The 13,204-nt window shown below is 68.3% G+C and carries 12 protein-coding genes; 3 read left to right on the top strand and 9 right to left on the bottom strand.

Translation table 11 applies throughout. The annotated features are described in order from the left end of the window. Positions 1 to 120 precede the first annotated feature (120 nt). Together EJ105_RS19680 and trxB are read right to left on the bottom strand one after the other, a co-directional pair. Positions 121 to 1,011, bottom strand: coding sequence for a LysR family transcriptional regulator (locus EJ105_RS19680; RefSeq protein ID WP_024277513.1), 891 nt, complete (start codon positions 1,009 to 1,011; stop codon positions 121 to 123). A gap of 151 nt (positions 1,012 to 1,162) precedes the next feature. Next, entirely contained in the window at positions 1,163 to 2,125 is a 963-nt protein-coding gene (gene trxB / locus EJ105_RS19675) for a thioredoxin-disulfide reductase (protein ID WP_250167684.1), read from the bottom strand. A 290-nt stretch (positions 2,126 to 2,415) separates the two neighbouring features. On the opposite strand from trxB, the gene EJ105_RS19670 reads away from it, so the two are divergent. Next, positions 2,416 to 2,898 (top strand): Lrp/AsnC family transcriptional regulator, encoded by a 483-nt coding sequence (locus EJ105_RS19670; RefSeq protein WP_029557133.1) that lies wholly within the window; start codon positions 2,416 to 2,418, stop codon positions 2,896 to 2,898. Positions 2,899 to 3,103: 205 nt separating this feature from the next. Here EJ105_RS19670 and greA read toward each other — a convergent pair whose 3' ends face one another. Beyond that, entirely contained in the window at positions 3,104 to 3,577 is a 474-nt protein-coding gene (gene greA, locus EJ105_RS19665; protein ID WP_029557132.1) for a transcription elongation factor GreA, read from the bottom strand. Between the two features lie 242 nt (positions 3,578 to 3,819). Continuing rightward, positions 3,820 to 7,194, bottom strand: coding sequence for a carbamoyl-phosphate synthase large subunit (gene carB, locus EJ105_RS19660; RefSeq protein WP_250167683.1), 3,375 nt, complete (start codon positions 7,192 to 7,194; stop codon positions 3,820 to 3,822). 420 nt (positions 7,195 to 7,614) lie between these two features. Here carB and EJ105_RS19655 point away from each other — a divergent pair, with 420 nt between their 5' ends. Next, on the top strand, positions 7,615 to 8,061 hold the full coding sequence (locus EJ105_RS19655) for a GtrA family protein (RefSeq protein ID WP_051679019.1): 447 nt from the start codon (positions 7,615 to 7,617) through the stop codon (positions 8,059 to 8,061). A 233-nt stretch (positions 8,062 to 8,294) separates the two neighbouring features. Here the strand turns inward: EJ105_RS19655 and EJ105_RS19650 are convergent, their stop codons facing one another. From EJ105_RS19650 to EJ105_RS19635, 4 genes are all read right to left on the bottom strand, one after another. Then, positions 8,295 to 8,990, bottom strand: a complete 696-nt coding sequence (locus EJ105_RS19650) for a class I SAM-dependent methyltransferase (protein WP_250167682.1) — start codon at positions 8,988 to 8,990, stop codon at positions 8,295 to 8,297. A gap of 33 nt (positions 8,991 to 9,023) precedes the next feature. After that, entirely contained in the window at positions 9,024 to 9,278 is a 255-nt protein-coding gene (locus EJ105_RS19645; protein ID WP_024277506.1) for a hypothetical protein, read from the bottom strand. A 168-nt stretch (positions 9,279 to 9,446) separates the two neighbouring features. Next, a complete protein-coding gene (locus tag EJ105_RS19640; RefSeq protein WP_250167681.1) occupies positions 9,447 to 10,040 on the bottom strand; it encodes a hypothetical protein in 594 nt (197 codons plus the stop codon). Positions 10,041 to 10,203: 163 nt separating this feature from the next. Next, the gene (locus tag EJ105_RS19635; RefSeq protein ID WP_250167680.1) at positions 10,204 to 10,908 is read right to left on the bottom strand and encodes a hypothetical protein; all 705 of its coding nucleotides are present in this window, start codon (positions 10,906 to 10,908) and stop codon (positions 10,204 to 10,206) included. 202 nt (positions 10,909 to 11,110) lie between these two features. Here EJ105_RS19635 and EJ105_RS19630 point away from each other — a divergent pair, with 202 nt between their 5' ends. After that, on the top strand, positions 11,111 to 12,607 hold the full coding sequence (locus EJ105_RS19630) for an MFS transporter (protein WP_250167679.1): 1,497 nt from the start codon (positions 11,111 to 11,113) through the stop codon (positions 12,605 to 12,607). Here EJ105_RS19630 and EJ105_RS19625 read toward each other — a convergent pair whose 3' ends face one another. After that, the gene (locus EJ105_RS19625; protein WP_250167678.1) at positions 12,608 to 13,159 is read right to left on the bottom strand and encodes a DUF2478 domain-containing protein; all 552 of its coding nucleotides are present in this window, start codon (positions 13,157 to 13,159) and stop codon (positions 12,608 to 12,610) included. It lies immediately after the preceding gene. Positions 13,160 to 13,204 lie beyond the last annotated feature (45 nt).

The raw sequence follows: 13,204 nt of genomic DNA, 5'->3' as shown, positions 1-13,204 counted from the left end.
CAAGGGAAAGATGCTCCCTGAATAGGCAGAATGCAATGTATACTGACCGCATATCAGGCATGTGCCCAGCGCTTGGCTAGGCAATGCCCGCCCTACCAAGACACCATCGAACGTCATAAATCAGTAATTCCAGCGCTGCGCCTTGGAAATCAGGAAGTCGCGGAAGACCTGAATCCGGGCCACCGAGCGCATTTCCTGAGCATATGTGAAGTATGCCTCCAGCTTGGGCGTTTCGCGATCGGTGAAGAGCTGCACCAGCGAGGTCGAATCGTCCGAGAGATAGTCCGGCAGGGTGCCGATGCCCACGCCCCGCTCCACCGCCCGCTTGAGGCCAAGCACATTGTTGACCTCGAAGGCGGGAATGCGCGGGGTGGAGCCGTCGCGACCGGCATGCTCCAGCCAGTTCAGCCCCTGGAAATAGGAGGGGATCGGCCCGCCGAGCAGCAGGATGCGGTGCTTGTCCAGCTCGTCCAGCGTGCGCGGATGGCCATGCCGCTTGAGATAGTCGGCCGAGGCATAGGCGTGGAAATGCACGGTGAAGAGCTTGCGCTGCACCAGGTCCGGCTGCACCGGCTGGCGCATGCGGATGGCGACATCCGCCTCGCGCATGGCAAGGTCCAGCTCCTCGTCGGTGAGGATGAGCTGGATGCGGATGTCCGGGAACAGCTCCACGAACTCGCCCACCCGCGCGGTGAGCCAGTGGGTGCCGAGGCCCATGGTGGTGGTGACGCGCAGGTCGCCGTTGGGCTTCTCGCGGCTGTCGGTGAGCTGGGCGCGCGCCGATTCCAGCTTGAGGAACACCTCATGGGCGGTGCGGTAGAGCAGCTCGCCCTGCTCGGTGAGGATGAGGCCGCGGGCGTGGCGGTGGAACAGCGGAACCTTCAGTTCCGCCTCCAGCGCCGAGACCTGCCGGCTCACCGCCGACTGGGAGAGCCCCAGCGTCTCGCCGGCATGGGTAAAGGAGCCCGCCTCCGCGGCGACGTGGAAGACCTTCAGCTTGTCCCAATCCATCCGGCCCGAGCCCCTTGAGCATCACCGGCGTCCGGCCGGCGAGGTGGTGCTGTTTTTCGCTTGTCTCGGGAGAAGCCGCGGGCTCCCCAGCCCCGCGGCCTTCCTTGAACCCATTTAGATCCGTGCCGGGCGGCTGCCGCGCCCGGGTGATCTACTCCGCCGCCTGCGCCACGCTGTGGTGGGCGAGGAACCGCTCCGCCTCCAGCGCCGCCATGCAGCCCCGCCCGGCGGCCGTGACCGCCTGGCGATAGACATCATCGGCCACATCGCCGGCCGCGAACACGCCCGGCACCGACGTTGCCGTCGAATCCGGCGCAGTCCACACGTATCCGCTCTCTTTGAGCTTCAACTGGTCTTTGACCAGCTCTGTGGCAGGCGCATGACCGATGGCGATGAATATGCCGTCAGCGGGCAGCTCGGTGAGGGCTCCGGTCCGAACGTCGCGCAGGCGCGCGCCGGTGACCTTGGAGATGTCGCCGCTCTCGCCCACCACGTCGGCCACCTCGGAATGCCACACCACGCTCACCTTGGGATTGGCGAACAGGCGATCCTGCAGGATGCGCTCGGCGCGGAACGCATCGCGGCGGTGCACCAGCGTGACCTTGGAGGCGAAATTGGTGAGGAACAGCGCCTCTTCCACCGCCGTGTTGCCGCCGCCCACCACCACGACTTCCTTGCCGCGATAGAAGAAGCCGTCGCAGGTGGCGCAGGCCGAGACGCCGAAGCCGCGGAACGCCGCCTCCGATTCGAGGCCGAGCCAGCGCGCCTGGGCGCCGGTGGCGAGGATCACCACGTCGGCGAGCCACGTGTCGCCCGATTCGGTCTCCAGGCGGAACGGCCGCTTGGACAGATCGAGCGTGTTCACATGGTCGGCGATGATCTTCGTGCCCACGTGCTCGGCCTGGGCGCGCATCTGCTCCATCAGCCAGGGGCCCTGGATGGGATCGGCGAAGCCGGGATAATTCTCCACATCCGTGGTGATGGTGAGCTGGCCGCCGGGCTGGATGCCCTCGAACAGGACCGGCTCCAGCATTGCGCGGGCCGCATAGATGGCCGCGGTATAGCCGGCCGGACCCGACCCGATGATGACGACCTTGGCGCTGTGGGTGGTCATGACGTCCTCGAAAACCAGAAGCTCGAAAGGCTGGAAACCGCGACAAGAGAAGGAACGGGCCGTGTGGCAGGCCGCCCGATGGCCGCAGCGTGAGCTATGCCCGAATGTAGGGGCTCCCTCCCCCGCCCACAAGGCGGCAGCTTCTGTCCCTTCGCAGCGCAACCGACGCAATATTATTTCGTTGCGTTGCCGCATACGGAGACTAAGGTGCGCGGACGTAATGCCCCTGTCCGCCGCGCCGGCGGCGGCGCCTCACCCTGCCCCAAGCCTTGCCCCCAAGGAGCCGTGCCTTGACCGTTCGCCTCGATGCTGTCGACTGGAAAATCCTCGACGAGCTGCAGCGGGACGGTCGCATGACCAATGTGGAATTATCCCGGCGCGTCGGCATCTCCGCCCCGCCCTGCCTCAGGCGCGTGCGCGCGCTGGAGGAGGAAGGCATCATCGAGGGCTACCGCGCGCTGCTGGACGAGAAGCGGCTCGGCTATGACCTCATGGCCTTCGCCATGGTGCATCTCATCAGCCAGGCGGAAGTCGACCTTGATGCCTTCCAGGAGCGCATCGCCGGCTGGCCGCTGGTACGCAGCGCCTGGATGCTCTCGGGCGACGTGGATTTCCTGATGCTGTGCGTGGCGCCGGACCTTCGCACCTTCCAGACCTTCGTTCTGGACATCACCGCCGCGCCCAACGTGCGCAACGTGAAGACGGCCCTCACCCTCAAGCAGTCCAAGGACGCGCCGATCGTGCCGCTGGAAGCCGGATTGCCGAAGGCGTGAGGAATCTCCGCCGCTCCCCGGACAAGCTCCACCGCAGGTGGAGCGCCGATCCGGGGTCCAGGGGAAAGGTCGGCGAAGCCGGCAATTGCCCCCAGGCCGCGGAATAAAGCCGCCTTCGGCGACATGTTGCGCTGGGCCACGGCTCTCCTTCCGCTCCGCTCCAGTCGGCCGAGGCACGAGGGCGGCGCGAAACTCCCAACCCCGCTCAGGCCCAGCGCACGTCCGCGATCTCGAACGAGCGGGCGCCCTTGGGGGTGACGACCTCCACTGAGGCGCCCTTCTTCTTGCCGATGAGCGCGCGGGCCACTGGCGAAGAGATGGAGATGCGGCCGGCCTTGGCGTCGGCTTCGCTGTCGCCGACGATCTGCCAGACCTTCTCTTCCTCGGTGTCCTCGTCCACCAGCGTCACCGTGGCGCCGAACTTGACGATGTCGCCGGAGAGTTTCGAGACGTCGATCACCTCGGCGCGGGAGATCTTGTCCTCCAGCTCGGCGATGCGGCCCTCGTTCAGCGACTGCTGCTCCTTGGCGGCGTGATATTCCGCGTTCTCGGACAGGTCGCCATGGGCGCGCGCCTCCGAGATGGCATTGATGATGCGCGGACGCTCCACCTGCTGACGCTGCTTCAACTCTTGCTCGAGGGCGACAAAGCCGCCCGCCGTCATCGGAATCTTCTCCATGGGTCCTTGTCAGACCTCCTGAAACGGTTCGGTGCGCCGGAGCCCCACCTCAGGTGGTGCCGGCGCCGAAAAGAAAGCCGCCCCGCGGTGCCTTTCGGCGCCCCGGCTGCGGCGACTGTCCCGGTTCGGGCGCTCTGCGGCCCCCGGGCGATGCACCCGCCCCGCGCCTTGAGACGCCGGACGGCCGCGACGACTGCGCGCAGGCTCCCGCAGCCTGCGCGTTCTGGTGTTCCCTTGCGGGATCAGGCGACGGAGGCTTCGCCCCGCGGGCTGACGGGAGCGCTGTCGCCCCCGGCACCGAAATAGCCCTGCAGCGGACGCACCGTCAGGTCGCCGCCCACATAGGCCTTGATCCCCTGCGCCGCAGCGATGGCTCCGGACAGCGTGGTGTAATACGGCACTTTCTGCAAGAGGGCGGCGCGGCGCAGCGATCGGCTGTCCGCCAGCGCCTGCGCGCCCTCGGTGGTGTTGAACACCAGCTGGACCCCGCCATTCTTGATGGCGTCCACGATGTGGGGGCGGCCCTCCAGCACCTTGTTGATCTTCGCCGCCGACACGCCGTGCTCCTCCAGGAAGCGCTGGGTGCCTGACGTGGCGATGATCTTGAAGCCGAGGTCCACCAGCATCTTCATGGTGGGCAGGATGCGGATCTTGTCCCCATCCTTCAGCGAGACGAACACCGTGCCGGACTGCGGCACCTTGGTGCCGCCGCCCAGCTGGCTCTTGGCGAAGGCGACGCCGAAATCGGTGTCGAGGCCCATCACCTCGCCGGTGGAGCGCATCTCGGGGCCCAGCACCGTGTCCACGCCGGGGAAGCGGGCGAAGGGGAACACCGCCTCCTTCACCGCGATGTGGCCGAGCTTGGGCTGCACCAGGTTGAAGCTCGCCAGCTTCTCGCCGGCCATCACCCGCGCCGCGATCTTGGCGATGGGCAGGCCGATGACCTTGGCGACGAAGGGCACCGTGCGCGAGGCGCGCGGGTTCACTTCGAGCACGTAGATCTCGTCGCCCTTGATGGCGTACTGCACGTTCATCAGGCCGCCGACGCCCAGCGCCAGCGCCATGGCGGCGGTCTGCTTCTCCAGCGCCGCGAGGGTATCGGGCGAGAGCGAATAGGGCGGCAACGTGCAGGCGCTGTCACCCGAATGGATGCCCGCCTCCTCGATGTGCTCCATGATGCCGGCGATGAACACGTCCTTGCCGTCACAAAGAGCGTCGACATCCACCTCGATGGCGTCGGAGAGGTAGCGGTCGAACAGCAGCGGGTTCTTGCCGAGGACGGTGTTGATCTGGCCCGTCTTGTCGTTGGGATAGCGCGCCTTGATCTCCTGCGGCACGAGGCCCGGCAGGGTCTCCAGCAGGTAGTCGCCCAGCTCGCGCTCCTCGCGGATGATCTGCATGGCCCGGCCGCCCAGCACGTAGGAGGGGCGCACCACCATGGGATAGCCCAGCTCCGCCGCGACGAGGCGGGCCTGCTCCACGCTGTAGGAGATGCCGTTGGCCGGCTGGCGGATCTTGAGGCGGTCGAGCAGCGTCTTGAACCGGTCGCGGTCCTCGGCGAGGTCGATGGCGTCGGGCGAGGTGCCGAGGATCGGCACGTCCGCATCCTCCAGCGCCTTGGCGAGCTTCAGCGGCGTCTGGCCGCCGAACTGCACAATGACGCCCTTCAGCGTGCCCCGGGTCTTCTCGCGGGCGATCAGCTCCAGCACGTCCTCGGCGGTCAGTGGCTCGAAATAGAGCCGGTCCGAGGTGTCGTAGTCGGTGGAGACCGTCTCCGGGTTGCAGTTGACCATGATGGCTTCATAGCCGGCATCCTTCAGGGCGAAGGCGGCATGGCAGCAGCAATAGTCGAACTCGATGCCCTGGCCGATGCGGTTGGGACCGCCGCCGAGGATGATGACCTTCTCGCGCTCCGAGGGCTGCGCCTCGTCGGCGAGGGTCCCGGCGAAGGGCGTCTCGTAGGTCGAGTACATATAAGCCGTCGGCGAGGCGAACTCGGCCGCGCAGGTGTCGATGCGCTTGTAGGCGGGGCGCACGTCCAGCGCGTGGCGCCGCGCGCGCACCTCGCCCTCGTGGAGGCCGGCGAGGGCGGCGAGGCGGGCGTCGGAGAAGCCCATGGCCTTGAGGCGGCGGAACTGGCCGGCCGTCTCCGGCAGGCCGAGCCGGCGCACCTTCTGCTCCATCTCCACGATGCCGCGGATCTCCGCAAGGAACCACGGGTCGATCTTGCAGGCGGCGTGGATCTGCTCGTCGGAGAGGCCGAGGCGCATGGCCTGCGCCACGTAGAGCAGGCGGTCGGGCGTGGGCGTGCCCAGCGCCGCGCGCACGGCATTCTTGTCGTCGCCCTGGCCGAGGCCCTCGATCTCGATGTCGTCGAGGCCGGACAGGCCGGTTTCCAGCGAGCGCAGCGCCTTCTGGAGCGATTCCTGGAAGGTGCGGCCGATGGCCATGGCCTCGCCCACCGACTTCATGGCGGTGGTCAGCGTCGGCTCGGCGCCGGGGAACTTCTCGAAGGCGAAGCGCGGGATCTTCGTGACCACGTAATCGATGGTGGGCTCGAAGGAGGCCGGGGTGGCGCCGCCGGTGATGTCGTTCTCGATCTCGTCGAGCGTGTAGCCCACCGCGAGGCGCGCGGCGACCTTGGCGATGGGGAAGCCCGTGGCCTTCGACGCCAGCGCCGAGGAGCGCGACACGCGCGGGTTCATCTCGATGACGATGAGGCGGCCGTCCTCGGGGTTCACCGCGAACTGCACGTTGGAGCCGCCGGTCTCCACGCCGATCTCGCGCAGCACCGCAAGCGATGCGTCGCGCATGATCTGGTATTCCTTGTCGGTGAGCGTCAGCGCCGGCGCCACCGTGATGGAATCGCCGGTGTGGACGCCCATCGGGTCGATGTTCTCGATGGAGCAGATGATGATGCAGTTGTCCGCCTTGTCGCGGACAACCTCCATCTCATACTCCTTCCAGCCCAGCACGCTCTCCTCGACCAGCACCTCGTTGGTGGGGGAGGCATCGATGCCGCGCTCGATGATCTCGATGAACTCGGCCTTGTTGTAGGCGATGCCGCCGCCGGTGCCGCCCATGGTGAAGGACGGGCGGATGATGGCGGGCAGGCCCACCTCGTCCAGCGCCTCGAGCGCCTGGGGCAGGGTCTTGATCTGGCGGGACTTGGGCGTCGAGAGGCCGATCTTGGTCATGGCCTCGCGGAACAGCTCGCGGTCCTCGGCCTTGTCGATGGCCTCGGCGGTGGCGCCGATCATCTCGACGTCATACTTTTCGAGCGTGCCCATCTTCTTGAGCGACAGCGCGCAGTTGAGCGCGGTCTGGCCGCCCATGGTGGGCAGCAGCGCGAAGCCCTTGGAGCGGTCGCCGCGCTCCTTCTCGATGATCTTGGTGACGATCTCGGCGGTGATGGGCTCGATATAGGTCGCGTCCGCCATGTCCGGGTCGGTCATGATGGTCGCGGGATTCGAGTTCACGAGGACGACCCGGTATCCCTCCTCCTTGAGCGCCTTGACCGCCTGCGTTCCGGAATAGTCGAATTCGCAGGCCTGCCCGATCACGATGGGACCGGCGCCGATGATGAGGATGGTTTCGATATCGGTGCGTTTCGGCATATCCGTCTTTGAGCTCTCGACCGCCGCCACCCGCGCCGCTGAGCCGGCGAAGACAACGGGATCCGTTTCCATCAGGAGCCGCCCCGTCGCAGCGCCCGCCCCTTCCTAGCGCCCGCCGGGCGCAAAAAAAGGGCCGCGGGTCACGCGCCCCAGAAAGGTACGAGCTTGGCCGGGGCCTGCTCCCAGACTTGCGCGCGGGCGGGACGCGGCGCGGATGTCACACCTCACGGATGTCACACCTGCGCAATTTCCCGGGCCCTTGGCGCTGATGGGCTTCCTTAGACCATAATTTGCGGCGACGGAAGCCATGTCACCGAGATGACGCCGCGCCCGGAATACACATCCTCGCGGGGTGTCCGGCGCCCGCCCGCGCTGCCTCGGCCTGAAGGATTCCTGTTCGTTTTCCTGCCGGAGACGCCTGTGCTGCCGCCTTCCCTCGCCCGGACGGTCAATGAATACCGCGCGCGCCATGGCGACCTGATCCGCCAGTTCGCCCGATTCGTCGGTGTGGGCCTCACCGCCGCCGTGGCCCATTTCTCCACGCTCGCCATTCTGGTGGAGATGGATGCCGTCGGCCCCGTGCTCGGCTCGGCGGTGGGGTTCGTCATGGGCGGCATCGTGTCCTACGTCCTCAACCGCCGCTTCACCTTCGACGCCACGCGCTCCCATGCCGGGGCGGTGCCGCGCTTCATCGTGGTGGCGGGGGTGGCGTTCGTGCTCAACGAAACGCTCATGTGGCTGTTCGTGCACGAGGTGGGGCTGTTCTATCTGCTCGCCCAGTTCCTCACCACGGGCATCACCATGATGTGGACCTTCACCGGCTACCGCGTCTGGGCCTTCGCCCACCGGAGCACCGTGCGCGGCTAAGGCGCCGCAGGGGCTTGCTGCGCTGTCCACGCTCAAGCGCCGCGCGGGCTTTTTTTGCGCTGTCTCCGCTCAGGCGCCGCGCGGGCTCTCGATGCGCTGCCTACGCTCAAGCGCCGCGCGGGCTCTCGATGCGCTGCCTACGCTCAAGCGCCGCGCGGGCTCTCGATGCGCTGCCTACGCTCAAGCGCCGCGCGGGCTTTTTGCACTGCCGACGCTCAGACGCCGCGCGGGCTTCAGGCGCCGCGTTCGCCGATGAAGGCCATGCGCTGCTGGTTGTGGCCGATATTGGGCTCGACCCGTCGCGCCGCGAGGCCGGCCTTGGTGAGCAAGGCGAGCACATCCGCCTCCTCGTAGGTGGTCAGCCCAAGTTCCGCGCGCAGCTTGCGATAGGGGGAGATGGCGGTGCGGGCGAGGCCGGCGACCGCGGCCAGCAGGAACTTCTCCCGCGCCGCCAGCCTGAGCAGCGCCTCGGCGTCGGCCAGCGCGCTCACATGGGGCGGGATGACGTCGGCAATCAGCAGCCGTCCCCCCGGCGCCAGCAGCCGCCGCCATTCCAGCACGAGGCTGGCGAACAGGTCGCGCGAGAGATACTGCGCCACCGAATTGCAGATGATGAGATCGAAGCTGCCGTCCGGCAGGGCCGAGACCTCCTCGGGGGCCAGCACGTCGATGCTGGGGGCGGCGACGAAGCGCCCCTTCAGGCGGCGCCGGACTTCGGGCGCGGCATCGGTGAGCACGAGGTGCGCGCAGCGCAGCGCCAGCTCGGCCGAGGCGAGGGCTTCGCCGCAGCCGAAATCCAGAACCCGCGCGTGCGGCCCCGGCAGGAAGCCGACGAGATCGGTCGCGATGGCCGCATAATGCACCGCCTTGTGCCGGTCATTCACATAGATGGCGTGACTACCATTCCAGAACGAGATCCAATCAGCCATCAGCAACTTTCCGAAAACAAGGCGGCGCCGGGGTCAGCGCGCGAACTGGATGCCGGCCTCGGTCTCGCCGATGGCCCGGTCCACGAGGTCGATGGCGCGCTCGCGATGGCCGCCCTTGTTGGGCTCCGCCTGCTGCAGGAAGGCGCGCGCGGTGCGCAGCGCCTCGAGCGCGCGCTGCATGTTGGGCTGGTCGGCGAAGGCCGACTGCACGAGCCCGGCAGTCGCAAGGCCCGCGGCGAAGGTCAGCGCGAGGGTCAACGGGCGCAGGGCGGCCCTGGGGCGGATCATGATGTCTCTCACGGCTTCGAGGAGCGACGTCCGGCGGCAGCGGGGGTGCTGGCACGCAGGGGTGAAACGGCACCATCAAGACGGCACCATCATGGCAGACGGCCACAGACGCGAACGCCCCGCCGCGGGGTGCGGGCGGGGCGAACGTCTAACGGCGGAAGATCAGGCTCACCAGCGGCAGTGCAGGCCGCCCAGCGGGCCGCGCCAGCAGCCGCCACCACCCCAGCGGCCGGGTCCGGGACCCCACCAGCGGTGATAGTGCCACCAGTCGATGAACAGGCTGGCATTGGTGCCGGCGAGGGGCTTGTCCTCGCTCAGGAGCTTGTAGTCGTAGGTCAGCGTGTCGCCGGTGAGCACCGGATTCGACAGCTTGATCACCGACAGGTTGGGCTCGCCATTCACCGTCACCGAGAGGGTGGCGTTGGGCGGGTCCTTCTGGAAGCTGTCCTTGCCCTCGTTCCAGATCTTGATGAAGGTCGCCGTCGAGGCATCGCCGGTGATCCGCTCCGGGCGGTCGGCGAACATGATGACCTGCGGCGCGACGCCCTTCAGCGTGATGGTCTTGTCGGTGACGGTGATGGAATCCGCCACCTGCACGAACAGCCACTGGACGCCCTTCAACTCTTCGATGTTTGCGGGCGGACCGTTCATGCCGCCGGCGGGTCCGCCGGCCATGGGGGCGTTGGCGGGCGCCCCCTGTGCGAAAGCCCCGCCGACGGCGCAGACGGCCCCCAGCAGCGCTCCAAGGATCAGGCGTTTCATTGGCAAAGTCTCCTGCGCGCAGCAAGGTTCGCGGCGCGCAGTGGCACTCTACAACCGCCACGCTTCTTGGAAAGGCGACGGCGCGGGCTCAGCGGTATTTAGAGAGCGTTAATCTTAATGCCGGCGCTGGTTTCGCAATTCGCGACGATCGGCGCCCTTCCCCCTACCGGTAATTCACCCAGAACACGCCCACGCTCGGGTTGGCGGCGCGGATGGCGGGATCGTTCGAGCTGTAGACCTTGGGGCCGGAAACGCGCGCCTGCGCGCCGTCCGAGGCGCCGGCCGAAAGCGCCAGCTGCGCCCCGAGCACGCAGCCGCCGCCCAGATTGCCCAGCCGCCCGCCGCGCCAGTCGGCCACCACGCCGCCGGCATTGCCGCCGAAGCCCTGGATGCGGAACGGCTTGCCATTGGCCCGTTCAAGGTCTGCGAGGCTGGTGCCGATGCCGATGCCGTTCACGGTCCAGGCCGAGCTTTCGGTGAAGGCCACCCGGCGCGGGGCGGCCATGTTGGCCGGGTCCTTCCAGGCGATCTCCAGGCTCAAGGCGGGATCGTTGGGCAGGAGGATGATGCCCGGCGCGGTGCTGCCGTCCGGCGACATGATGTTGCCGGTGATGACGTTCGCCTGCCCGAAGTCGGCGGCGATGTTGATGGCGGTGCTGTTGGGCGCGAAGGGGCCCGTGCATTCGAACTGGCGCGGCCCGGCGGTGGGCTTGGGGACGGAGACCACCGTCTCCGAATAGTCGCCGAAGGCGTCCGTCTGCTTCACCACGCCGGTGCCCCAGCTATCCGGATTGCCCTGGCAGGCGGCGAGGGCGAGACCCGCAGCGAGGGCCGCGAGGGACAAAGCAGAGACGCGGGAAAAGACCATGGGAACCTGCGGCGCCGGACGGGAGGGGGCGCGCCTTGCGCTGAGAGGCCGCGGGAACGGCCGGGCAGCACGCCGGTGAACGCCTTTCTTAGCCGCTCCCCTTTCTGCCCGCCAGCCCCCGGGACGGTAGCCGGCCCCGCGACCGTCATAGGCAATTCACGGCTCGCACGCTTTCTGTCACGCTGGAGCGTGGGGGAAGGCCATGAACGAGATGCGGGACCTACGCGGGTTCGACCACAAGCGCTCGGTGCAGGATTATATCGACGAGACCCCGATCTGGCGCGACGGCACGCGGGTGGCGGCCACCCCCATGACCGCCATGCAGTGGCGCATCTGGTGGCTGGCGGCTGCGGGCAAGTTCTTCGAGGGCCTCGTGGTGTTCATGACGGGCGTGACGCTGCCCCTCATGGCCCGCGAATTCGGCATGGACGCCTTCCAGCACGGCCTGGTGGGCGCGGCGAGCCTCGCCGGCATCCTCTTCGGCGCGCTGCTGCTGGGCGGCCTCGCCGACCAGTTCGGCCGCAAGCTTATGTTCGTGGCGGAGATGGTGATCTTCATCATCTTCCTCGCGCTGCTGGCGGTCAGCCCCTCCTTCGGCTGGACCGTGGTGTTCCTGTTCGGCATCGGCATCGCGCTCGGCTGCGACTATCCCACCGCCCATCTCGTGATCTCCGAGAGCATCCCCTCCGTGGCGCGCGGACGGCTGGTGCTCAGCGCCTTCGGCTTCCAGGCGGTGGGGGCGCTCACCGGCACCCTGCTCGGCTATCTCGTCCTGTCCAACATCGAGGCCGTCTCCGCCTGGCGCCTCATGTATGCGGCGGCCATCCTGCCCGCCGTGGCGGTGGCGGTGGCCCGGCTGTTCGTGCCGGAAAGCGCGAGCTGGCTGCTCGCCCACGGCCGCGTGGAGGAGGCCCAGCAGGCGGCGCAGCGCCTGCTCGCCCGCTCGCCGCAATATCCGAAATCCATCGCGCTCAGCCATCGCCACCACGGCCATGCCGGTGGGGCAGCGCACGATCAGGGCCACGATCGCACCCCGGCCGCCCTGTTCAAGACCCCGCACAACCGGCGCGCGACCGTGCTCGCCGCGGTGCCATGGTTCCTGCAGGACCTGTCCACCTACGGCATCGGCATCTTCACCCCCACCATCCTCGCCGCGGCGTTCGGCCATCAGACGGATGTCGGGCGCAATTTGAGTGATCTCGTCTCGGCGGACCTGCTCGCCTCGGAGGGGGCGGCGCTGATCGACCTGCTGCTGCTCGTGGGCATCGGCGCGGCGGTGGCGCTGTCCGACCGCATCGGCCGCATCCCGCTGCAGATCGCCGGCTTCGTCGGCTGCGCGGCGGGCCTGCTGGTGGCCGCGCTCTCCACCTATTACAGCGGCGACCGCGCCGTCACGATGGTGGTCATCGGCTTCATGCTGTTCAACTTCATGACCAATCTCGGCCCCAACGCGCAGACCTACCTGATCGCCGGCGAGGTCTTCCCCACCCGCATCCGCGGCATGGGCGCGGGCTTCGCCGCGGCCTTCGCCAAGATCGGGGCGGTGCTCACCGCCTTCCTGTTCCCGATCCTGCTGGCCGACCTCGGCACACGCACGCTGCTGTTCGTGCTGATCGCCGCCTCGTTGCTGGGCGCGGTCGTGACCTGGCACTACCGCATCGAGACGCGCGGGCGCAGCCTGGACGATATCGGGGTTTGATTATTCCGCCGGTTCGGGAACGGGCACGCCCCACCACGCATCGATGGACGCAGCCACCGCCGGGCGCAGCTCGGCGAGGTCGCCGGCGAAGCCCGCCCATTCGGCGGTGATGCTGGGCGAGACCGAGGTGAGGACGCACAGCTCGGCCGCCACCGCCGCATGGAACGCAGAGGTGAGGCCGCGACCCTCGGCCTCCTGCCGGCCGAACTTGGAGAGCACCACCACCGTGTCGGACAGGTCGCCGCCCTCGGCGAGGCGATCGGCGATGGCCCGCTCCACCCCCGCCGAGGCGGCGGCGAGGCCCGCCGGATCGAGGCTGCACCCGGCCGCGCCGGGGCCGAGATCCTGATGCAGGCGATTGGTCTCGCCGGAGACGAGATCGAGCAGCAGCACGTCCTCATGGGCGCAGCCGGGGGTGAGGTGCTCCACCACGCCGAGCACGCGCACGCCCTGCGCGGCAAGCCGCCGCGCCGCTTCCGCCAGCAAGGACTGGATCGCTTCCCGGTCGCCGCCCTGAAGGGCGAGGATCATCGGCCGTTCGTCCCCCGTCATTCCGAACATCCGTCCTCTGCGCCGTTGCCGGCCGATCCGCCCGTC

It is taken from the genome of Xanthobacter aminoxidans (assembly GCF_023571765.1).
GTDB lineage: Bacteria > Pseudomonadota > Alphaproteobacteria > Rhizobiales > Xanthobacteraceae > Xanthobacter > Xanthobacter aminoxidans.
Note: the sequence above shows the minus strand (reverse complement) of the source record. Positions and strands in the feature narration are given on the sequence as shown.

What these genes read in the sequence shown, in the direction of transcription:
- EJ105_RS19635 (WP_250167680.1), bottom strand. Translation starts at nt 10,908, where the DNA reads ATGGTCTTTTCCCGCGTCTCTGCTTTGTCCCTCGCGGCCCTCGCTGCG.
- carB (WP_250167683.1), bottom strand. Translation starts at nt 7,194, where the DNA reads ATGCCGAAACGCACCGATATCGAAACCATCCTCATCATCGGCGCCGGT.
- EJ105_RS19630 (WP_250167679.1), top strand. Translation starts at nt 11,111, where the DNA reads ATGAACGAGATGCGGGACCTACGCGGGTTCGACCACAAGCGCTCGGTG.
- EJ105_RS19625 (WP_250167678.1), bottom strand. Translation starts at nt 13,159, where the DNA reads ATGACGGGGGACGAACGGCCGATGATCCTCGCCCTTCAGGGCGGCGAC.
- EJ105_RS19680 (WP_024277513.1), bottom strand. Translation starts at nt 1,011, where the DNA reads ATGGATTGGGACAAGCTGAAGGTCTTCCACGTCGCCGCGGAGGCGGGC.
- EJ105_RS19650 (WP_250167682.1), bottom strand. Translation starts at nt 8,990, where the DNA reads ATGGCTGATTGGATCTCGTTCTGGAATGGTAGTCACGCCATCTATGTG.
- EJ105_RS19645 (WP_024277506.1), bottom strand. Translation starts at nt 9,278, where the DNA reads ATGATCCGCCCCAGGGCCGCCCTGCGCCCGTTGACCCTCGCGCTGACC.
- EJ105_RS19640 (WP_250167681.1), bottom strand. Translation starts at nt 10,040, where the DNA reads ATGAAACGCCTGATCCTTGGAGCGCTGCTGGGGGCCGTCTGCGCCGTC.
- trxB (WP_250167684.1), bottom strand. Translation starts at nt 2,125, where the DNA reads ATGACCACCCACAGCGCCAAGGTCGTCATCATCGGGTCGGGTCCGGCC.
- greA (WP_029557132.1), bottom strand. Translation starts at nt 3,577, where the DNA reads ATGGAGAAGATTCCGATGACGGCGGGCGGCTTTGTCGCCCTCGAGCAA.